This is a genomic window from Gimesia aquarii (assembly GCF_007748175.1).
Taxonomy (GTDB): Bacteria; Planctomycetota; Planctomycetia; order Planctomycetales; family Planctomycetaceae; genus Gimesia; species Gimesia aquarii_A.
On record NZ_CP037422.1, the window covers coordinates 6,950,126 to 6,971,761 of the forward strand.

Sequence of the window (21,636 nt, forward strand, 5' to 3'; positions counted from 1 at the left end):
TGTCAGCGTTTGTTTTGCTTTCGTTCATCCAATACCCGTTGATAGATCTCGCGTAGTCGACGGGTCATTGTCTCATGCCGGAACTGGTCGGTAAATCGTTCGCGTCCCGTTTGGCCAAAACGATGCCGTTTTTCAGGATCAGTCGCCAACTCAATTAACGCCTGCGATAATGGTTCTATCGACTCTGATGGTAATAGATAGCCGGTCTCGTTTGGAATGACAACTTCTCGCGCACCGTCAATATCATAGGAAACCACTGGCTTACCTGCGATCAACCCTTGCGGCAGTACGCGAGCTAATCCTTCCCAGACACTGGTATGCACGACAATGTCCATCGCATGAATTAATTCTGGCACTCGTTCAGGAGGCACCAGACCAACAAAGATAAAATAGTCCGACAGTCCCAACTCTGAGATGCGTTGTTCAAATTCATCTTTTAAAATTCCATCTCCTACCAACAGAAAGCGAACTTGTGGTTGCACCGCGACGACCTCTTTAGCCGCTTCGATCAAATACTTGTGTCCTTTCAAATGAAATAGCCGCGCCACTTTGCCAATGACAATATGTTGCGGTTCGATACCTAATTCCTGGCGGACATCTGCAGGAGGACGAGTCGGCCTGAGAAACGGTTCTACGTCCATCCCACTGTAAACAGTATCACAACGATCTTTAGTTGCAATACCAGCTGCCACATATTGGTCGGTCATTGCATCACACACACTGATGAGTCGGTCGCAACGGCGCGCGGCCCATTTTTCGGCTGCAATGTAAGCTCGATAATGAAAAGGAGATTGTCCAAAATGAAAGGCAGCACCGTGAATCGTATGTACGGCAGGAATCTTTAAGTGGCTGGCGGCAGCTCGTCCCAGAATACCTGCCTTGGAACTATGTGTATGTATTAATTCAGGCTGGAAATCGCGTAGTTCGCTGATCAGTTCCCGATAGGCGCGCCATTCTTTGAATGGTCTGATGCTACGCGTTAAGTGAGGTATGATTCGCAAATCAAAGCCGCCTTGCTCGGCCCGTGGGATTAAAGTTCCTTCAGGCCCCGTAGTCGGTCCCGTCATCAACGCAACTTCATCTTGATAGTCCCGATACTGATCTTCGACCGTAAAGAGCGTATTTTGCTGCGCGCCACCAATAATCATTCGAGTGATAATGTGTGCGACTCTCACGCAGACACCCGCCTTTGCTCATTATGGCAACGGCAATCAACAATCAATTTCTGTATTACTCTTATCATAATCGAAGATGGAACCAGATGAATTATTAACCCGCTGGTGGAGGCGGTGGTGGTGTAGCCGCTTGAAAGTACCCTGCCAGTTGTGGTACCTGACCAGCGGGGGTCCAACCCGACAAACTGGCAGACCAGACTTGTGTCGTTCCAGTAATCTGACCGCTGGCAACCCCCTGAGCGATTTGTTCAACCGGAAAAGGTCCCTGAGTCTGGCCATTAACTGCAATATGCCAAGCCGCTGGTGGAGGGGGTGGTGCCATCTGACCTGGCACTCCCATTCCCGGAGCTTGTACCAGGCGATTCGCCATGGCAAAGCCCATCCCCAGTCCCATACCTTCAGCAGCTCCTCCACCTGAAGGATTCTCAGCAGCAGACAGCATGGCCTGCCCCATCTGATATTGCTGGAACTGATTCATATCGCCAATCACGCCCATACTGGTCTTCGTATCCAAAGCCTTTTCTACACTTTCCGGTAACGAAATATTGACGATCAGCAGTTGTGGGGCTTCCAGACCATATTCATCATCGATTCGTTCGTTGACCATTTTTTGCAGCTCATTCGAAATTTCTGTGTATTTGGAAGCGAGATCCAAAGCAGCGTATTTCGATTCGCCAATCAGATCAGCAAAGGAGCTGATAATGATCGACCTTAACAACTCAGTAATCTCGTCGGAGTGAAATTCGGAATCAGTCCCCACCAGTTCTTGAACGAGAATACGGGGATCATTGGCTTTGAGCGAATAATTACCAAACGCCCTCAGTCTAATGGGGCCGAATTCGGGATCGCGGAGCATAATCGGGTTGGGAGTACCCCACTTGAGGTCAGTAATTTGTGTGGTGTTGACAAAATAAACCTCTGAGCGGAACGGGCTATTAAAACCATGTTTCCATCCCTGCAGCGTTCCCAAGATCGGCAAATTGTCTGTCGTAAGTTGATAGTTCCCAGGCTCGAATACATCAGCTACCTGACCGCGATGTACGAAGAGTGCCATCTGGCCAGGACGCACAATTAACTGTGCCCCATTTTTGATTTCATTTTGATATCGGGGAAATCGCCAGGCAATGACATGCTTTGAATCATCGAGCCACTCGATAATATCTATCAGTTCCGCCCGTAATTTATCCATCCAGAATCCCATAGTGACTTCCCTTAAATTAATACTGTTTTTTGGCTGCTTCTTGACTATTGAACATATTCAACCAGAACGGCTCGATCATGAAATGCTGACATTTGAGGTACCATTTGTTTGATTGTACCCCTCTTTAAAGTTCACCTGCAATCAAAGAAAACGGGTACCGGCAGATAAATCGCAAATCAAGTTGATTTGTAGCTTTAAAGCCCGACCAGAGAATCTCGTCCGTTTCCTAGTATCAAATATGCGATGTACTATCTCTGGGAACGTACCCCAGCCGTTTAAGGATTAAAATATTTAGCAGAACCAACGTCGTGCCACATCAATCCTTCTTTTTAAACTCTCCGGAAATGTCTAAACGTATACATAACTTGGTCCATAAATTGATGTTGACCTGTTTTCTTGAAAGTTTTACATTCCTGCCGCGCTCTAATGGTAGAGCTTGAGACAAGGAAGTTTCGTAAATCTTCTGACGACTAAGTTTCAATGTGATTTGAGTTCCGGGATTAACTAATCTCGGTTCAACTCTGGAATGATTTCTCAACGATTCAAGACCCAAAGGCCCGTTGAGCCCAGCGAAATATTTGGTGGGACAGAAAATCAACAATCACATGATCCGCCCGCGTCGGATACAAAAATGGAGATTTTAGTAATGGGCGAACCAACCCCAAACCCGCATGCGACCAAATCAAAGACAAACCCGAAACGTAAAATTCTCTTTTTCGCAGCCGGTACAGGACTGGTTCTTTTTGCAGGCGTGCTCTTGTTTCAGACATTCAACGCTAAAGACGGTTCTGCAGGTGAAGACAAACAAGCTGGTAAAGTGCGAATTTCCGGAGCAAAACCTGCTGTTCGTAGTCAACCTGTAGCTAAGGTCGGCAATGTAATCATCAGTGAAGATGAACTGGCACGCGAGTGTCTGGCGCTGTTCGGCCCTGATGTTCTGGAAAACGTTGTCAACCGGGCAATCATCCAACAAGCCTGCCAGAAAGCAGGTGTTGTTGTCGAACAAGCTGAAGTTCATGCTGAAGTCAACCGGATAGCCAAGCGTTTCAACCTGGATACCAAGACCTGGTATGATATGTTGCAGGCTGAACGCAAAATGAATCCGAATCAATATCGCCGCAATGTAATCTGGCCTATGCTGGCATTGAGAAAACTGGCAGGTCAACAAACAAAATTGACTCAGGAACAAGTCCAAAAAGCATTCGTCCGAGATTATGGCCCTCGAGTTAAAGCTCGTATGATCATGCTGGACAACTTGGGCCGCGCACAGAAAGTCTGGGACAAGCTGAAAAGTAATCCTGCCGATTTTGAACGCATCGCCCGCGATAACTCAATTGAACCTAATAGCCGTGCTTTAGGTGGAGCTATCCAACCGATTCCACAATATTCCGACAATGAAAGACTCTGGCAAGCGGCCTTCAAATTGAAAGAGGGAGAAATTTCCGGGATCATTCAAATCGGTTTGAGTCGTTATGCCATTTTGAAATGTGAAGGTCGTACAGAACCTGTTGTCACCAGTATTGATGAAGTGAAAGAGCAACTACTGGACCAGCTCACAGAAGAACAAACTCAGGAAGCCGTTGCCCGAGTGTTTGACAAACTCAAGCGGGAAACTCGCGTCGACAATTACATTACTAATACCTCAACAGGAGGAGTCTCCAAAACTTCGGGAACCAACTTTTCACCAGGTAGCGTGAATCGAGCGATCCCCAACCCGACACAAGGTTTTAACCGACCTCCTAAATAATCATTTCTCAAAATAATGAGAACCAGATTACCAAAACGTGTGTCAGTCTCAGTTTACTGACACACGTTTTTTTATGTCTTGAAAATCTGAGCGAAATTACCCTCATTCCGCAGGCGCATTTTTAGGGGCAATCGCGTAAAATAGCGAAAGTCAGGTCAGATTCTTCTATCTAAGACAAACAGTGAAGAATCCTGACAGATAGTCGACAAACATTCCTAAGTAAAGAGACAGAGTATTCATTATGCGTGGCGAATCGGAAGTCCCTTTTTCAGACGATGGATTTAAAATTCCCGTCGCTGAGAGAGTAAAACGTCTCCCCCCTTATCTATTCGGGAAAATCAATAAACTGAAATACGAAAAACGCGTCGCGGGAATCGATGTCATTGATCTGGGAATGGGAAACCCCACAGACCCGCCCGACCCCCTGATTGTGGAAAAAATGACAGAGGCCGTATCCGATCCTCGGAATCACCGTTATTCCGTCGCTAATGGGATAGCGAACCTCAGAAAAGAAGTCACAGCGCGATACTGGAAGCGATACGGAGTGCGTCTGGACCCCGATTCAGAAGTTGTGACCTGCATCGGATCGAAGGAAGGTTTCAGCCACTTATGTCTGGCTCTGATGGGACCAGGAGATACAGCCATTGTTCCCTCTCCCTCTTTTCCCGTTCACGTTTATGCCGTGATGCTGGCCGCGGGAAATGTGATTGAACTTGATTGTCGTGAACCTGATCAGTTTCTTTCTAACATCGCTTACACTTGCGAACACCTTTATCCCAAACCACGTGTGGTAGTGGTCAACTTTCCGCATAATCCCAGTGCGACAGTCATTGAACAGGACTTTTACGTAGAGCTGGTGCGTCTGGCCCGAAAATACTCATTCATGGTCATCAGTGATTTTGCCTACGCAGATATCTGCTTTGATGGTTACAAGGCTCCCAGCTTTTTGGCAACTCCCGGTGCCACAGAAGTCGGCGTGGAATTCACTACCATGAGCAAAGGCTATAGTATGGCTGGTTGGCGAATTGGATTTTGCTCTGGCAACTCAGAGATGGTACGCGCCCTCTCTACGATCAAAGGATACTATGATTATGGTTTGTTTCAGCCGGTTCAGATTGCTGCGATCGTAGCCATGCGGCACTGTGACGCTGCCGTTGATAGTATCGCTGCAGAATACCAGCAAAGGCGAGATGCATTCTGTGGTGGCCTGGAACGTTTGGGGTGGGAGATTGAACGCCCCAAGGCGGGCATGTTTGTCTGGGCTAAAATCCCCGAACCCTGGTCAGAAATGGGATCCATTGATTTTGCGATGAAACTTCTCGATGAAGGCGGTGTTGCCGTCAGTCCTGGTCGAGGGTTTGGTGAAGACGGCGAAGGCTACCTGCGAATGGCCATCGTCGAAAACTCACAGCGTCTCAGACAAGCGGTCAAGCAAATCGGCAAATGCCTAAAATCAGAAGAAATCTCGGCTGAATAGAGAATTTCATACATAATGCAATGCTGTGAAAGTTTTGGTCAGGAATTCTGGGATTTACGTTGATCATCGATCGACTTCATAAAACCCTGAATTTGGTTGTCGGACAACTTAACACTCCCGGCTTCTGCTCCGATCCGAATGCCTGTTCGTTGCATCGGTTGTTGTCGTTCAAAAATTTTATTACCTGTGATGATAAGATCCGACGTTTTGCCGGTAATATCAATGCCTACACCATCGTTGGCAACAGTGTTGATAATCTCATTGTCAATTACAGTATTGCGATTCGCCCAGAAGTTTTTCCCTCGCGCATCGTTCCGAAACAAGATACCTACTTTTCCACTATTGGTGATTTTGTTTTTTCGCATCATGTTGTCCGTATCATTATGGCCAATCGAAATACTATAGTTATTTCCATTGAGCTGATTGTTTTCAGCCAGACCATACTTCACCCCCCAACACCAAAATAGGCCGATGTTGTTATTATCCAAACGGTTATTCAGGATCAAAGGTCGCTGAGAACCAGAGCCAGGATGTACGCCAAGGTCAGCATTGTCATGACTGTGACAATGTTCGACTTTCACATCATGACAAATCTGAAAACTGATTCCATCACCGTTGTAGTTACGTGTGGTAACATTTCGAATCGTGTAGTTGCTGCAATCCTGCAGAAAGATACAACCACCATAATTACCGTTCAGATTTGTGTTATTTTTCCGATTTCCATCTAGCGTCAGATTCTCAATCAATACATTTTTTGTATATTCACTAGTCAACAGTGGGAAGAGAGACGAGACTGTGGGCTTTCCCGAAAGCCAGAGATTTTTACGAAGACCATCATTCAGCTTAAATCGATTTCCTGATCGCGCGACGAGTGTGTGTTTAATCGTATCCTGACTACCGGTACTCGGATTTTTTGTGACTAGCACTATTCCATCACCAACCTGAAATCCGGCTGCTTTCTTAAGTGTTATCTCCTGATCGTACCAGTCGGAATCTTCAGATAAAGCCACCGTTTCGGAAGCGATTTTGGTAATGATTGTTTCAGGACCACTACCTTGTAAACGAATTCCAGAAGGAAGGTGTAGTGCATTACGCAAGGTGAACGTTCCTGGCAAAACTTGAACGGTACCCCCTCCCTTGCGGGCGATGTAGTCGATAGCAGCCTGTAACGCTTTATCAGTACTTCCAACAATATCTCCTGTTTTGGGTCCGACAGTAATCGAGAGTCGTTCTTCCCAGTCTGGTTCGAACCGCTCATCACCATCAGTGGCACGAGGTTTTCGAACAACAGGAGGCATTCCTGCGAGACTTTGATTTGTGGCAAGAGATCCAATCCCAGTGACTAAAGCGGCTCCCAAAAATTGTCGACGGGAGAGTGATGATAAATGCATCGTTTGACTCCGATAGATATTTGCGTCTCGATTAATTTAACTATCTTTAAATATAAGTCTCCTAAAATATTGCCGGTAATTCAAGCGAATTTTCGAGGAGTCAGTAAAGATGGCTTTATTCTGCCAGAATAAAGCATATTCCTACCATGGGTTGGGAACTTCTATTTCTCATAAAGTACCGACAACGGAACAAAAGTGATTTGTGATTCAGCTAACCCATTGTTTCTGGTACGATCGCCTGCACAGTGTCCCAATAGCACACCATCTTTGGTGAATTCGATCGCGGTATAACAGTACCAGCCATTCGGGTTTGTTTCGATATTCTGAGTATGCTGCCAGGTCTTGCCTTCATCTTTCGAAACAGCGATGGATAAAGGTGTCCGTTTACCACGCAATTGAGGACTAATTCTTTCGTGATTATTCCAAACCAACAATAAATCGCCAGTCGCAGGAATGCGTTCAATCGAGGCGGGCGAAACAGGGGCAATCATATTGGATGGCTTGAGTTCAGAAAATGACTTTCCTCCATCGCTAGAATAGGCGACATACTGACTACCACCATTAGTACGACAGAACCCCATCAACCGCCCGTCTTTTAATTCCACAACTCCAGGTTCCTGCATATAAGGCTGTTTTTCCCCAACTTGCTTTTGCACAACAACCTCTTCACCGCGCTGCCAGGTTTTCCCGTTGTCATCTGAATAATAACAGAGAAAACGACCATTGAAATTAAAACGATCTGAACCAGGTTGATTCCGATGTAAAGCCAGAGGAATTACAAGACGTCCGTTTTTCATTTGAATAACCCGGTCGTTATTCAAGACATAATAGCCAATATGTTTTGGGGGAATGATCTCAACTGGTTCACTCCAACTAATGCCTTCATCTTTACTGATGCGCATCACAGGCAGTAAGTCCTGCAGTGAGTTTTTACGAGTATAAAACAAGGCAATCTCTCCCGATTGCAAACGGAGTAGAGAAACCGACATAATATTCTGATTACCATCATTCTCAATAATCGTCTTATCTTTTTGAGACCATGTTTTCCCCCCATCCGATGAATAGCGTCCCGCGAGATAAGCGGAGGAATGATCGGCTGCGCCTCCTGTAAAGTGTGTGTAAATAAATAAAAGACGGCCGTCCTTGAGTGTGACAAAGTCACCTTCACTATTGCGAGGGTTATTCTCAGATGGTGGTAATTGTAATACTCGTTCTATTTTACCAGAGCCTTGCGCATCAATTTCATCCGCTTTACCAGCTATAAGGGATGTACATTGAATTGAAACTATTGTTGCATAGAACAAAAACAAACCATTCCAATTTATCAATGAATACATTTCTTTGATCTCCGGATTTCATAACAAAATATTGATTTTCGACAGCAAATCTGATTGCGGCTATTTCAGCATTCTCCCTCAAGACTATGTTGGAAGTTCAATTCTATTCAACTGAAAGAAGTATGCTTCCACAAGCCGATCAACGGGTGATTCTGTATTGAGATCAAAAACCCTGGCAGTATCGATGCTGGTATGCCAAGGATAAATGTAAGAAATCGCTGGAAATCTTGATATTAAAACATTCTGATCAAAGCGGGTATTCGTTCAGAATCTGTTTATTTCAGATAGGTTAAGTGAATCGAAACTAGATGCATGAGATCACCAAGATCATTGAGGCGCCCATTTATTAGCAACCCTAATTTAGGGTTATTTTTATTTTCACTTGAATTTGTTTGACATTTTCATTTTTTTCTTTATAAAATCAATTCCTTAATCATTAGTGCATTAATGAACTCAAAAACATTAATAGATACACTATAAAAATAATGTATCCACCTATCTAAATAGCATTAATGATAAACAATTCGATCTATCTAACTGAAATCTAAACAGTTTATATACAAATTCGACATCTCTCGAGATTGCTACAAAATCAGTTCTAACTAACAACTCCATTGAGTTTCATAATATTTGCCTGCTGTTTTCTGTAGAAATATTTTTATAAATACTCATTTTTTATTTTCTTAAATAAAGGAGATGTGACATGAACATGAAACGCTCGCAGAATCGTGGTTTTACATTGATTGAATTACTGGTGGTGATCGCCATCATTGCCATCCTCATTGCACTACTATTACCCGCCGTGCAGCAGGCACGAGAAGCCGCTCGTCGTAGTACGTGCAAAAACAATTTGAAACAGATTGGTCTGGCACTACATAATTATCACGAAACTCACCGCGTCTTTCCTATCGGAGCCAATAATATTGGTAGTGGAGACTTTAGAGATGTTTCTGTCCAACCAACTCTCGCATTAAATCACACTGCCTGGCTGATGTTGTTGCCTTTTATGGACCAAGCACCACTCTACAATCAGTTTAATCTCAACATCGCTACAAATGGTCATTTTGGGCCACCTTCTGGCTCAGTTCCCAATTCGATCACTGGAGTCGTAGGCGGATGGCCCAATGCGAATAGTCCTCTGGTACAAACGATTCTTCCTGTTCTGCTCTGCCCTTCCGATGATGGTGAAACGATTGAAGTCGTCAATGGTAGTGTTGATAACTATATCGCCAATCATGCCAGAACCAATTATCTCTTCTGTGCTGGGGGGCATGGTGTTGGATGGTCTGGAGGGAGAATCTGGTCTATCTATCAAACAAGCGCCAGCAATCTGGCTGATGGCCGCACTGGCATTCGGTACCGGGGCATGTTCGGTTATAACGGTGCTGCCAAGATCAAAGATGTCAAAGATGGAATGAGCAATACGATCGCCGTCTGCGAAGGCGCCATCAATGGTCGTACCAGCGATTCTTATACTCCCATCTGGGGCGGCTATCGTCGCTTTGGAACATTTGCTGTAAATCATCCCAATATCGACCCCGCTCACGACAATAATAGGCGCTACCATATCAATGGACATCATACAGCCACAAACAGAAACCATCATGTGGGAGTCGCTTCCAGCGTCCACGAAGGGGGGATTCATGTTTTACTCGGAGATGGATCTGTTCGTTTTCTGACTGAAAACATGGATAAGAGTACCTATGCCTTATTGACGCGTATCAACGATGGCCAGGTCTTAGGTGAATTTTAATTTGTCTTGGCTCCCTCTCCAGAGAGGGAGCTCTATCTGAAATCTGATTTATCCCCTCAGAGCCCAGATATCTCTTTATCTGGTGAAAGTATTAAGGAGACCATTGTGGAAAAGTTTCGCAAAATACAGTCAGTGCTTTTAAGCATCGTTCTACTGTTACCGATTTCAGGGTGTTCTGGAAACTCAAAAGGACCTTCTGATGATAGTGAAACCCCTATAGAAGTAGGAGATGAAGAGTCCCTCACTCTTCCACCAAATGGGTGATCAGCAAGCAACATTACAGAATGGACTTGCTCTCTCTTCTGTTTGTTTTAGAATCTTCAACTAAACCGGCTACCCTTAATCAAGGGTTAGCCGGTTTTTGAGTTCTGTCAGAGGATGATAAAGTGAATTGTTGCTGAAATACTAAGCTATTTTATGCACATACCAACGTCACATACAAAATTCAACGAAGATTATATGTTCCTTCAAAACGCTATGGCACTATTTTGCTGTTTTCTCCAATTCCGCGGTAGATTCATTTGCTTTTAATCCCGGATCGGGCTGAGATGATTCAGCATTATTGCTACTGCCGCAAGCGGCAGATAATACGCACAGAAATAATAAGCCTAAACACGCTAATTTACGACTTTCTTTCATCATTAGTTCTTCCTTCCAATGAAATCGCTTGCTCTGATTTAATAACCGGATCCTCGGGCGGTTAATATTCGATATTCCGAGTATATGTATTGATGACTGTCCCTCTGCATCATTTACAAGAGAATCTACTTTCCGTATTGAACGTCTTTAAAATAAAACCTGCACTCCATAGGAAAAGAAATGCAGGCCAAACGCAGGCAGACAGATTGCTTTGTTTTTAAAAAAGATAGACTTGCAATAGGTATTTAAAATTCACCGACTGACAACCCATCGTTTCGGTGGTGCAATCGCTGATAAATGCCCCAATGATTTGCCAGATAAGCTTTATCGTTCCAGCCACCGCCGGGTACTCCCGTTGCACAACCGCCGGGATCATTACTCCACTCGCAGCCACAACCCTGAACAGCGCAAGTCGAGCCACTTCTTTGCGAAATAATATGGTCGATGTTTTCCGATAGGAATCGTACAGCACCATCTGCCATTAGAAATTGTGCTCCGCCCGCATGGGGGCTACCAAAACGCCAATTCGGAGATGTCATCCCTGACCTGAGTTCGTTAGTGATGGGGTATAAACCAGCGGCCATGAACCAATCCCAACAGCAGGCAGTATCATTTCCAGGGCTGGCTGTTGTAAATGTATGATGCTGGACTCCCAACCATGAACCACCGGTCCATACCTGATACGACCTTTCCCCAACAGCAATTGTGTTTGAAGTTCCATCTTTAAAACCCGACATTTTAGTCGGTCGTGCAGGATCATACGTGAAAAAACCTCCGGAAAGTCCAGCAAAGGTACTATTCGGGTTCTGAAACCCTCCCGCAGTACCAGCATAACTGGTACTGGGTATTGAACTCATATAATTCGCCGTGCTTGAACCATGAACGCTTCGTGTTGGATTTCGATCGGAATCACTGGGACATAAAACAGCATCAATACCGCTCAGACCAGTAATCACTGTTTTGTTGGTTCCCTCAAAAATTCCAATATTAAAATTGAGCTGATTATATAAAGGTGCCTGATCCATATAGGGAAGAATCATCGCTCCCCAACTTGCTGCATTTCCCAATTCAACAGTACCGTTAAAACCGCGAATTTGCGCAGGCGGAAACGAACCAAAGGTTTCGTGATAGTTGTGTAATGCCAGCCCAATTTGCTTTAGGTTGTTTTTACACTCAGTTCGTCGCGCGGCTTCACGAGCCTGCTGTACTGCCGGTAATAAAAGAGCAATCAAGATCGCAATGATGGCAATCACGACTAAGAGTTCAATTAAAGTGAAACCACGTCTTCTCACATGATGCTGCATTTTTCACCTCCGGAATAAGTTAGTTAAGAAAATCAGAATAATAATTACAAATTCGCGTTCTGGCTCAAACTAAAGGGAATAACACCATAAGATAAAAGCATTTATGATGATCAATCGAACGCATGTTCGCCGATTTGTTGATTTAGAATGGAGTTCGAAAATGACAAACTCATCACTCCAAAAAAGTATTCATAAAAACATTAGTATCCAATACCAACATTTTAAATATATACATTTTATTATTAATATACATTAGTATTAATTTGAGTATATAAAATATTGTTTGCTAGTCAATCCTTTTCAACGAATAAAATTTTTGAGTCATCATTATTGAGCTAAGAATCAGGACTCGCTTTCAGACTGCAGAACAAGTGGAATTACAATTCAAAAGTGTGCGCTCAAGGTAGACGTGAGATGTGCAGAGCAATTGTCAATAAGCAGAGCTGTGTCTTGAATATTGTCAGACAAGCCTGATTATAAATAAGCGAACGTTGACATCCTTCAGGGAACAGGCGGTTCCATAGAATGCACACCGCACTATGCTGAGGACAACTAACTGGTCCTGGATCTTCTAGTGAGATATGACGAGCCTTTGAACGTTCGCAGTATAGTCCAACGTAGATCAGAAATAATTTCTTTACCTCTTACTACTGAAAACAACATTGGAAGCCTGGAACTGAGTCGCAGTCCATCGAAAAAACAAGGGCAGACCTTCTAAGATCTGCCCTTGTTTTATTGGGGAACTAGTGCAACCGAGTTTACTATTTTGTCTTCAAATCAAATTTGAAAGGCTCGTTTGATTTCGTGACTGTAGCTGTCACTGGAGATTGGCCAGGATCATTATATTTCTCAGGAAGTGAATTCTTTGCTTCAACATCTGCTGCCATTTGATCACTTCCAATGGGAGTCCCGTCAGCCTTTACCAGACGCGTGAATAACACCCGATACGTTCCTTCAGCAACACCATCACGTTGATCACGATCTTTGAGCGTAAAATTACCAGTCTCATCCGTGGCTCCAAAACCACCATTACCTTTCGTCGGTTTCTCAGGGAAAAAAGTAACTGAAACATTTGGTAATGCCTCCCCATCAACGGTTACGGACCCACTCACAGGGTAGACTTCCAAGGTGTTTTCGCTTGCACCGCCACATCCAACCAGGCAGAAAAATAAACAGCTCAATAATAGTCGATTGTGCAACATCTAATTAATATCCTGTCCAATCTGAAAATCAGAAGAATTACTGAGAAAAAGAAGCAGTGGAGAAATGGACCACGGGCGTGCTGGATAGCATCACCCGTGATCACATATGATTAATTTACCCAAATGAGAGCTTAGAATTCTCCAAGTGGATTTCCATCTGCAATGTAGGCCAGGTTATTTCGTGTGGTAGCATCAATATTTTCACTGATGAATCTAACCGCACCGTCTCCCAACAATACATGGGCTCCACCGGTGTGTAAGCTACCAACGGTAGACCAGTCGCCAAGCCTTCCTGGTCCTGTGGGACGTTGAAATGGTGGTGAATCCCAAGAACAGCAGGGCCACCAATTAATTCCACGTGAATAGGTTAAATCGACACCATGACCAACCCACTTCGCATGCCCCCATGTAGCCGAGACTCCGTTATAAGTCCAACGAGTGGTTTCTGCCACCGCAACGGTATTACTCATACCATCTTTGACATCACGAACTCGACTACACGCATCAAGACCAAACATTCGCCGAGTGGTTCTCGATTCCTGTGACCATATACTTGCTGAACTGGATGTTCGTGTAACACTGAAATCATAGTTTGTATGAGCAGCGGTTTGAGTTGAGCTTCCGGGAGCAATTGAATAATGAGCGCTAGTCGTTGAAGTATAATGTGTGACATTATCATCTGAAGGGCACATAAATGCGGGAATAATCCTTGAAATCACCAAGTCATTCGCATTCCCTGGCGATCCAGGCAATAGCCCTCCTGGAACTGGCTTCGCAGAAGGTGCTCCTGTACTTGCCGCCAGGCTGAAATTGAACTGATTATATAGGGGAGCCTGATCGATATACGGCAATAATAACAACCATCCACGATGGTTAAGCCCAATAGGATGGTTTGCTGACCCAGATGTGATACTGTGAGCATGCGAGACAGAGTAAGGAAACACAGAGTGAGCATCGTGGTAGTTGTGTAAAGCAAGTCCAATCTGTTTCAAATTGTTTTTACAAGTTGAACGACGTGCGGCCTCACGTGCTTGTTGCACTGCTGGCAACAATAGAGCAATTAAGATCGCAATGATGGCAATGACGACTAGGAGTTCAATTAAAGTGAACCCACGTTTTCTTACATGCCGTTGCATTTTTCACCTCCAGAATAAAGAAAAAGAAATGAGATAAATTTACGACTTCGTGCATTGGCTCAAACAAAAAAACCAAAGGATTGAAATGACTTTAAATGACAAAACAAAGAAGAAGAGATTGATCGTTTAAAGCTCAATTCAAAACACTGTCTAAATTTGTAAGCGCCTCCACTAGGAATTAATGGATTTCGAAGTAAACACAAACAATGATTTATTTAGACTTAACAGCATTTATCGTGATCAGCAGAACGTGAATCCGTTGATCGATTAGAATAAAAATCGAGATAGGAGTTTTTTTATTTGTCAGTTTTTAAACTGACAACCACTTTCGTATAATACATATTTTCACCTATTAAATAATGGTAAACATTAATATACATGAAATTATTAATATACAAAAGTATTAATTCTAGAGTATATAAAGTAATGTGACTCAGTCAATATTTTTCAACAATAATATAAAATTATTATTAATTAACTTTGCCTTCACCGAGTGCGCGCTTTTAGTTATTGGAAGATTAATTGAAGTGGCTGATCAAATCTCTTTTTGACTATGAGCTGGAACGATGAACTCTCTATCGAAATTCCACAAAGTTGATTAATCTGGTAATTACAAAATGCAATACTTCGGCAAGTTTAATTGTCTTGAATAGTGCCATACCTACTTCCTGTTTCATGAACTTTCTGGATAAACTCTTTAATGCTGGCTAAACGAATCATTCCATGCCTGGATGTCCATGCAGGCCGTGTTGTCAAGGGTGTAAATTTTGTCAATCTTCAAGACGCTGGTGATCCCGTCGAAGTTGCCGCGCGCTATGAAGAACAAGGGGCCGACGAGCTGGTCTTTCTGGATATCACTGCCAGCCATGAAGAACGTGACATCATTCTTGACATTGTTCGGCGAACGTCTGAAGTCATTTTTATGCCCCTTACCGTTGGGGGTGGCATTCGAACTCTCGATGACATTCGCGCCTTACTGAGTGCGGGTTGTGATAAAGTTTCGATCAACTCTTCTGCCGTAAAGGATCCTGAATTAATCAAGGAAGCTGCACTACGATTTGGTAGCCAGTGTATCGTTGTAAACATTGATCCCAGACGAGTCCAAAAAGCAGGAAACGAATTTTGGGAAGTTCATGTTAATGGAGGAAGAATTCCTACAGGGCTCGAAGCAGTCGAATGGGCTCAGAAAGTGGAAGATCTTGGCGCAGGCGAAATTGTTTTGACATCGATGGATGCCGATGGAACCAAAGACGGCTACGATCTACCGATGACCAAGGCTGTTGCAGAAGCAGTTACGATCCCTGTTGTTGCCAGTGGTGGTGCCGGTTGTCCTGAACACTTATATCAAATTCTCTCTGAGGGAAACGCTAGCGCCGCTCTGGCTGCGAGTATCTTTCATTATGGTACTTACCCAGTTGATGTCACAAAACGCTACCTAGCTGAACGGGGTGTACCAATCCGCTTTAAAAGCACCGTTTCCTAAATAAATAAATTGTCGTTTGAACCAGTAAAAGCAACTTATTCGATGGAACAAGAGACATTTTTCTCTTGATCACAGCAAAAGGGCCTTGAATGTTCTTCCAGACTCTTCAAAATAGTAGTATACGTCGAGTAATCACAGATTAAAGTGGGGAGGCGATGCATCCCTGCTTCTTTGTTTTAGCGTTTAAATCTGATCTCTGTTTCATTTCGAATTCATCACGAACTCCCAGTCTGAATAGAGCATTTCATAGTGGAGCTGATACATGGCGACAACCGTTCCTGCAAAACCAAAAGATATTTCACCCATCACGGGACGCGCAGAAAATGATATTGATAAAGTCTTCCGTCAGTTAATCAAGCATGGCGGTTCTGACTTACACATGCAGGTGGGAAAGGCACCGATTCTACGTGTCAAAGGAACCTTGCGTGAATTACAAATGGAGCCCATATCTAAAGATCAGATGATGGCTCTCTTCACCCCCATGATGGATGAAAGAAATACAAAAATCTTTCACGACGAAGGGGGGGCTGACTTCTCTTACGTTGTAGAACACGAAGGAGAGCCTTGGCGTTTCCGTGTGAACCTATTCATCCAGTTGGGTTTTCCAGGCATGGTATCGCGTAAAATTGAGCGTTCTATTCCGAATTTCGAAGGTCTTCATTTACCCCCCGTCATGGAATCACTTTGTAAGTTTGATCAGGGTATGGTTCTGTTGGCAGGGGTGACTGGTAGTGGTAAAAGTACCACGATTGCATCAATGCTGAACTGGGTCAACGATCATTATCGCAAACACATTTTAACGATTGAAGACCCGATCGAATTCGTTTACACCCAGAATAAATGTCTCATTAACCAACGTGAAGTCGGGATCGACGTTAAAGACTTTGAAATCGCAATGAAACACGCTGTACGTCAAGACCCTGATATTATGCTGGTGGGTGAAATGCGTGACATGGAAACTTTTTCAACCGCGATCCATGCTGCGGAAACGGGGCACTTGGTGTTCGGTACAATTCACGCATCTAACGCCCCCAGTTGTATCGGCCGTATTCTCGACTTGTTTCCGCAGGATATGCACAAAGCGCTTAGAGGAAGTCTGGCATTTAACATGCGTGCCATCGTAGCACAAAAACTACTGAAAACGATCGTCGACGCTCCCGGCCGAGTGCCTATTGTGGAAATCATGACATTCAATCCAACTGTGCGAAAATTGGTCCTGGAAGAAGAAGACGAGAAGTTGGCATCTGCTATCCGTATCGGTAAAGATGAAGGAATGCAACAATTCAACGACAGTCTGAAAGGCTTCATCGATCAGGAATTTATCAGTCGTGCTGATGCATTTGAAATTTCACCGAATGTGGAAGAGTTGAAGATGACGCTGAAGGGAATCGACGTCAAAGGGGCTGCAATTTTGTAATCGCGTTTCATAATGTCTAATTCAAAACGGGCAATGTAATACCAGTTACATCGCCCGTTTCGATTCTAAAATGATTTTATGGAAACTGAGCACCTTTAACATCCATTTTCAAACTATAAACTTTATTCGAACACGTGAGAAACAGCGTTTTTCCCTCTTCTCCTCCAAAGGTCACATTCGAACAAAATTCAGGCACGGGAATCAGTCCTAAAGATTCTCCCTGGGGGCTTGTCACCCAGACCCCACCTCGTCCCGAAAGATACAGGTTACCCTTATAATCGATTGTCATACCATCAGGAGAATCTTGTCGCTTTGTATCAGGATTGAAAAATACTTTGCCTTCCCCAACGCTTCCATCTGCTTTGATGGGAAAACTCTTCCAAAGTTTTTCGTGACTATCACCTACGTAAAGCGTCTTGCCATCGTTGGCGGCAATCACTCCGTTGGGAACCGGCATCGTAGTAATAATTTTTTTGACCGTTCCATCAGTCGTTCTCACATAAACAGCACTCGTTTTGCGATGCTTAAAATCAGGATCTGTAAAATAAATATTTCCATTCGGAGTTTGGCAGACATCATTGGGCTGATTCCACATGGAATTTTGAGCCACAACAATTGTCTCACTCGGACCAGATTTACCAAATTCATAGCTCATCACATGTTGGCCATATGCCTGCGCTCCGAGCATGCGTCCCTCATTAGAAAGATAAGTTCCATTGATCCCTTTGGTATGATCGAGCCATACCATCACTTTTCCTCGCCTTTCCAATCGCAAAATCTTAGTCTCTTTGTCAACAAACGAAGTAAAATACAATCTCTTTCCTAATGGATCCCAAGTTGGTCCTTCAAAGAATGCTTTGGCAGCATACTCTTCTTGAAGCTTTGCATCCCGTGCTACTGTCTTAGGCAAGGGATGTATTTCTTGTCTAGTATCATTCTGATCTTGGCCCACAACGATCTGAGAGCCAAAACACAAACCTATGATCGCGAGCGTCAATTGTTTGTTCATCATCTTACAGGGTCCTATTTCGAATGATTTGTTGAAAATGCTAGCATTCTTTTGAACAACTTCTTTTTAATTATCGTAAGAACGGAGAGCGGTCGGAAGCTACTGAAGACAAAACTTTTTCTTATAAACTCCACAGAAGCTTAAGCTTTCATAATCAAAAAAACCATTATGGAATCTCAGCTTGATACTTGATTTTGATATCTCCACTGCTCAGACTAAAGAGTTGTTTCTGAATTTACTTAAAGAATTCAACCTCTATTTTCATCCCCAGGTAAAAAAATCCTGAGCCCCGCCTGAATCGATTACAACCATCGAACTATTGACTTAAAGGATCCAGAACAATGAGCCATCGATTGCTCTTTCTGCTTACGATCTCACAAATCATAACTACGTTCACAATCAGTCAGGCTGCGCCGCCAGTACCACCTTCGAATAACAAAGGAGGAGAATTTTTCGACCCAGCAGATTCACTAAAAAAATTCACTGTTCCCCAAGACCTCAAAATTGAACAGGTGCTGGCTGAACCGTATGTTAAACAGCCCATTTTTCAAAACTTCGACGAACGGGGGCGAATGTGGGTTATTAACTACCTGCAGTACCCCTACCCTGAAGGCCTTCGAGTTCTTAGCAAGGACAAACACCTGCGTGCTGTTTACGATAAAGTTCCCTTGCCACCTCCTCATCACGAACGGGGTGCCGACAAAATCACAATTCATGAAGATACCGACGGCGATGGTAAATACGACAAACATAAAACGTTTATCGATGGCTTGAATATTGCCTCTTCATTCGTCAAAGGACGTGGCGGTGTCTGGGTCTTAAATCCTCCTTATCTGTTGTTTTATCCTGATCATAACAACGACGATGTTCCCGATGGTGACCCTGTTGTCCATCTCGAAGGCTTCGGTCTGGAAGATACCCACTCTGTAGTCAATAGTTTACGTTGGGGGCCCGATGGTTGGCTGTATTCCTCACAAGGAAGTACAGTCTCTGGCAAAGTGAAAAAACCCGGACAAAAAGATAAAGAAGCCATCGCTTCTCTCGGTCAATTAATCTGGCGATATCATCCTGAAAAGAAAATTTATGAAATATTTGCTGAAGGGGGTGGTAATGCCTTTGGTGTGGAAGTCGATAAGAAAGGTCGTATCTATTCAGGACACAACGGCGGAAATACACGTGGCTTTCATTATACGCAAGGCAGTTATTACCAGAAAGGGTTCGGAAAACACGGACCTCTTTCAAATCCTTATGCATTCGGTTATTTCCAGGCGATGAAGCACGCTAAGGTACCCCGCTTCACACATAACTTTATTATCTATGAAGCCAATACACTCCCTTCAAAATATCACGGTCATTTATTCGGAATCGAACCTCTACAAGGCCGCGTCGTCGAAAGCCAAATCTCCGATGATGGATCTTCTTATAAAACAGAGGACTTACAGCGCCCCGTAGCTACCACTGATAAACGTTTTCGGCCCGTCGATATCAAACTTGGTCCTGATGGTGCGATTTATTTTTGTGACATGTATGAACCACAGATTGCCCACCTTCAGCACTACCAGGGCAATGTGGAAAAAGGAGATGGCCGTATCTATCGGATCAATGCTAAAGATGCCAGGCCTGTTGCTCCCTTTGACCTGGGTAAAAAAACTTCACTGGAGTTGATTGCAGTTCTGGACCATCCCAACAAATGGTATCGCCAACAGGCCTTACGCCTGTTTGGAGATCGAAAAGACGCTACCGTTATTCCCGCTTTAAAACAGAAACTGTTCGATTCGGAGGGACAATCAGCATTAGAAGCACTCTGGGCTCTGAACCTGAGTGGCGGGCTGGATGAAAAGATAGCCCGCAGATCCTTACAGCATAAAGACCCTTTTGTCCGCGCTTGGACCATCAGACTATTATGTGATGAAAACCAGGTCCCAGCAAAAATCGGGCAGCAATTGATTGCTCTTGCCTTAACGGAACCACACGTACAAGTTCGAAGTCAACTTGCCAGTTCATCCAAACGGCTTCCCGCAGAAATCGGGCTACCCATCGCCTTTAATCTACTAAGCCGTTCAGAAGACCTTGAAGATATTCATATTCCTCTCATCCTGTGGTGGTCATTGGAAAAGCGGGTTGCAAAAAATCGAGAAGCATTGCTGGATTACTTTTCAAAAGCGGAAGTCTGGCAATATCCACTCGTCGAAAAATACATTCTGGAACGCATGATGCGTCGGTTTGCTTCCACAGGATCACGTAATGACCTGATGGTTTGCGCAAAGTTGTTGGAATTGGCACCAGAAAAATCGCATGCTGAAATTCTCATGTCAGGCTTTGAAACGGCAATGAAAGGTCGATCTCAAACCAGCTTCCCCAAAGCACTGGTCATTGCGATGTCAAAATATGGTGGGCAATCCATTTCTTTAGGTATTCGCCAGGGTGACAAGGCTGCCATTGCAAAGGCATTAAAAGTCGTAGCAAATTCCAAAGCCGATAATCAAAAGCGACTCGATTACATCCAGATTTTTGGTGAAGTGAAAGTAACACAGTGTATTCCCGTGCTATTAAAAATTATCAAAACATCAAGCGACTTGCAGATGCAGATCGCCTCAATCAATGCTCTCCAGCAATATCCAGACGAAACAATCGGTAAGGTCGTTACCGCTCAGTACCCGGAAATGTCGGACGATTTACGCAGCGCTGCTCAGACATTGGTTTCAATCCGTAAACCCTGGACGCGCGAATTCTTAACGGCTCTTGACGCGGGAAAAATCAACAAAGAAACAGTACCAGTTGAAACAGCGCGTAAAATGACCGTTTATAGTGATGCAAACATTGCCAACCTCATCTCCAAGCATTTTGGCTCTATTTCTGGAGCGACAACCGAAGAAATGCAAAAAAAAATTGCCGCCTATCAACAAACTCTAGAGACATCTAAAGAATCTCCTGATCGTTATGCTGGAGAAAAACTGTTTCAGAAGCATTGCGGAAAATGTCATAAACTGTTTGGTGAAGGAGGTGAAATCGGCCCCGACCTGACTACCTTCAAACGCGATGATGTCGGACGAATGCTGGTCAATATTGTAAATCCCTCTGCTGAAATTCGCGAAGGATTTGAAACGTTCCTGGTAGTCACAGAAGATGGCCGAACTGTCAATGGATTCCTTGCAGATCAAGACAACAATGTGATCGTAATGCGTAGTGCCGATGGCCAGAGTATCACGATTGAACGTGACAATATTGACGAAATGCTGCCACAAAAAAAATCATTGATGCCAGAAGGACTGTTTAACAAACTCACCGAAAAAGAAATTCGCGATCTGTTTAGCTATTTGCGCAGTTCACAACCACTACCGTAGGCATTTCCAATCTGATGGTAA

Annotated in this window: 15 protein-coding genes; 6 read left to right on the forward strand and 9 right to left on the reverse strand. The window is 43.9% G+C overall.

Annotated features, from left to right (window positions below; all coding sequences use genetic code 11):
• Positions 1 to 2 precede the first annotated feature (2 nt).
• Positions 3 to 1,175: a glycosyltransferase family 4 protein gene (locus V202x_RS26205; RefSeq protein WP_145179857.1), complete on the reverse strand. Its 1,173-nt coding sequence runs from the start codon at positions 1,173 to 1,175 to the stop codon at positions 3 to 5.
• 94 nt (positions 1,176 to 1,269) lie between these two features.
• Complete coding sequence (locus V202x_RS26210; RefSeq protein ID WP_145179859.1) at positions 1,270 to 2,376, reverse strand: SPFH domain-containing protein; 1,107 nt, start codon at positions 2,374 to 2,376, stop codon at positions 1,270 to 1,272.
• Between the two features lie 646 nt (positions 2,377 to 3,022).
• Between V202x_RS26210 and V202x_RS26215 the strand changes: the two genes are divergently transcribed.
• Together V202x_RS26215 and V202x_RS26220 are read left to right on the forward strand one after the other, a co-directional pair.
• Positions 3,023 to 4,123, forward strand: coding sequence for a peptidylprolyl isomerase (locus tag V202x_RS26215; RefSeq protein ID WP_145179861.1), 1,101 nt, complete (start codon positions 3,023 to 3,025; stop codon positions 4,121 to 4,123).
• A 241-nt stretch (positions 4,124 to 4,364) separates the two neighbouring features.
• Positions 4,365 to 5,600 (forward strand): aminotransferase class I/II-fold pyridoxal phosphate-dependent enzyme, encoded by a 1,236-nt coding sequence (locus V202x_RS26220; protein ID WP_144990177.1) that lies wholly within the window; start codon positions 4,365 to 4,367, stop codon positions 5,598 to 5,600.
• Between the two features lie 38 nt (positions 5,601 to 5,638).
• Here V202x_RS26220 and V202x_RS26225 read toward each other — a convergent pair whose 3' ends face one another.
• On the reverse strand, positions 5,639 to 6,991 hold the full coding sequence (locus V202x_RS26225; protein WP_145179863.1) for a right-handed parallel beta-helix repeat-containing protein: 1,353 nt from the start codon (positions 6,989 to 6,991) through the stop codon (positions 5,639 to 5,641).
• A gap of 161 nt (positions 6,992 to 7,152) precedes the next feature.
• Positions 7,153 to 8,328, reverse strand: a complete 1,176-nt coding sequence (locus V202x_RS26230; RefSeq protein WP_145179865.1) for a sialidase family protein — start codon at positions 8,326 to 8,328, stop codon at positions 7,153 to 7,155.
• 709 nt (positions 8,329 to 9,037) lie between these two features.
• On the opposite strand from V202x_RS26230, the gene V202x_RS26235 reads away from it, so the two are divergent.
• The gene (locus V202x_RS26235; RefSeq protein WP_145179867.1) at positions 9,038 to 10,081 is read left to right on the forward strand and encodes a DUF1559 domain-containing protein; all 1,044 of its coding nucleotides are present in this window, start codon (positions 9,038 to 9,040) and stop codon (positions 10,079 to 10,081) included.
• Between the two features lie 483 nt (positions 10,082 to 10,564).
• On the opposite strand, the gene V202x_RS27665 is transcribed toward V202x_RS26235, so the two are convergent.
• From V202x_RS27665 to V202x_RS26250, 4 genes are all read right to left on the reverse strand, one after another.
• A complete protein-coding gene (locus tag V202x_RS27665) occupies positions 10,565 to 10,723 on the reverse strand; it encodes a hypothetical protein (protein ID WP_197993107.1) in 159 nt (52 codons plus the stop codon).
• A gap of 242 nt (positions 10,724 to 10,965) precedes the next feature.
• Entirely contained in the window at positions 10,966 to 12,024 is a 1,059-nt protein-coding gene (locus V202x_RS26240) for a DUF1559 domain-containing protein (protein ID WP_145179869.1), read from the reverse strand.
• Positions 12,025 to 12,785: 761 nt separating this feature from the next.
• Complete coding sequence (locus V202x_RS26245; RefSeq protein WP_145179871.1) at positions 12,786 to 13,226, reverse strand: carboxypeptidase-like regulatory domain-containing protein; 441 nt, start codon at positions 13,224 to 13,226, stop codon at positions 12,786 to 12,788.
• Positions 13,227 to 13,357: 131 nt separating this feature from the next.
• Positions 13,358 to 14,362, reverse strand: coding sequence for a DUF1559 domain-containing protein (locus V202x_RS26250; RefSeq protein ID WP_144990189.1), 1,005 nt, complete (start codon positions 14,360 to 14,362; stop codon positions 13,358 to 13,360).
• A 700-nt stretch (positions 14,363 to 15,062) separates the two neighbouring features.
• Here V202x_RS26250 and hisF point away from each other — a divergent pair.
• Together hisF and V202x_RS26260 are read left to right on the forward strand one after the other, a co-directional pair.
• Positions 15,063 to 15,845 carry an imidazole glycerol phosphate synthase subunit HisF gene (hisF, locus tag V202x_RS26255; RefSeq protein WP_145179873.1) on the forward strand — a complete coding sequence of 261 codons (783 nt, stop codon included), beginning with the start codon at positions 15,063 to 15,065 and terminating at the stop codon, positions 15,843 to 15,845.
• Between the two features lie 262 nt (positions 15,846 to 16,107).
• On the forward strand, positions 16,108 to 17,262 hold the full coding sequence (locus V202x_RS26260) for a type IV pilus twitching motility protein PilT (RefSeq protein ID WP_145179875.1): 1,155 nt from the start codon (positions 16,108 to 16,110) through the stop codon (positions 17,260 to 17,262).
• Positions 17,263 to 17,338: 76 nt separating this feature from the next.
• Here V202x_RS26260 and V202x_RS26265 read toward each other — a convergent pair whose 3' ends face one another.
• Positions 17,339 to 18,274: an SMP-30/gluconolactonase/LRE family protein gene (locus tag V202x_RS26265; protein ID WP_145179877.1), complete on the reverse strand. Its 936-nt coding sequence runs from the start codon at positions 18,272 to 18,274 to the stop codon at positions 17,339 to 17,341.
• A gap of 338 nt (positions 18,275 to 18,612) precedes the next feature.
• Between V202x_RS26265 and V202x_RS26270 the strand changes: the two genes are divergently transcribed.
• A complete protein-coding gene (locus V202x_RS26270) occupies positions 18,613 to 21,615 on the forward strand; it encodes a PVC-type heme-binding CxxCH protein (RefSeq protein ID WP_145179879.1) in 3,003 nt (1,000 codons plus the stop codon).
• Positions 21,616 to 21,636: the final 21 nt, after the last annotated feature.

What these genes read in the sequence shown, in the direction of transcription:
- V202x_RS26225 (WP_145179863.1), bottom strand. Translation starts at nt 6,991, where the DNA reads ATGCATTTATCATCACTCTCCCGTCGACAATTTTTGGGAGCCGCTTTA.
- V202x_RS26235 (WP_145179867.1), top strand. Translation starts at nt 9,038, where the DNA reads ATGAAACGCTCGCAGAATCGTGGTTTTACATTGATTGAATTACTGGTG.
- hisF (WP_145179873.1), top strand. Translation starts at nt 15,063, where the DNA reads ATGCTGGCTAAACGAATCATTCCATGCCTGGATGTCCATGCAGGCCGT.
- V202x_RS26260 (WP_145179875.1), top strand. Translation starts at nt 16,108, where the DNA reads ATGGCGACAACCGTTCCTGCAAAACCAAAAGATATTTCACCCATCACG.
- V202x_RS26210 (WP_145179859.1), bottom strand. Translation starts at nt 2,376, where the DNA reads ATGGGATTCTGGATGGATAAATTACGGGCGGAACTGATAGATATTATC.
- V202x_RS26220 (WP_144990177.1), top strand. Translation starts at nt 4,365, where the DNA reads ATGCGTGGCGAATCGGAAGTCCCTTTTTCAGACGATGGATTTAAAATT.
- V202x_RS26250 (WP_144990189.1), bottom strand. Translation starts at nt 14,362, where the DNA reads ATGCAACGGCATGTAAGAAAACGTGGGTTCACTTTAATTGAACTCCTA.
- V202x_RS26245 (WP_145179871.1), bottom strand. Translation starts at nt 13,226, where the DNA reads ATGTTGCACAATCGACTATTATTGAGCTGTTTATTTTTCTGCCTGGTT.
- V202x_RS26215 (WP_145179861.1), top strand. Translation starts at nt 3,023, where the DNA reads ATGGGCGAACCAACCCCAAACCCGCATGCGACCAAATCAAAGACAAAC.
- V202x_RS26230 (WP_145179865.1), bottom strand. Translation starts at nt 8,328, where the DNA reads ATGTATTCATTGATAAATTGGAATGGTTTGTTTTTGTTCTATGCAACA.
- V202x_RS26270 (WP_145179879.1), top strand. Translation starts at nt 18,613, where the DNA reads ATGAGCCATCGATTGCTCTTTCTGCTTACGATCTCACAAATCATAACT.
- V202x_RS27665 (WP_197993107.1), bottom strand. Translation starts at nt 10,723, where the DNA reads ATGATGAAAGAAAGTCGTAAATTAGCGTGTTTAGGCTTATTATTTCTG.
- V202x_RS26240 (WP_145179869.1), bottom strand. Translation starts at nt 12,024, where the DNA reads ATGCAGCATCATGTGAGAAGACGTGGTTTCACTTTAATTGAACTCTTA.
- V202x_RS26265 (WP_145179877.1), bottom strand. Translation starts at nt 18,274, where the DNA reads ATGATGAACAAACAATTGACGCTCGCGATCATAGGTTTGTGTTTTGGC.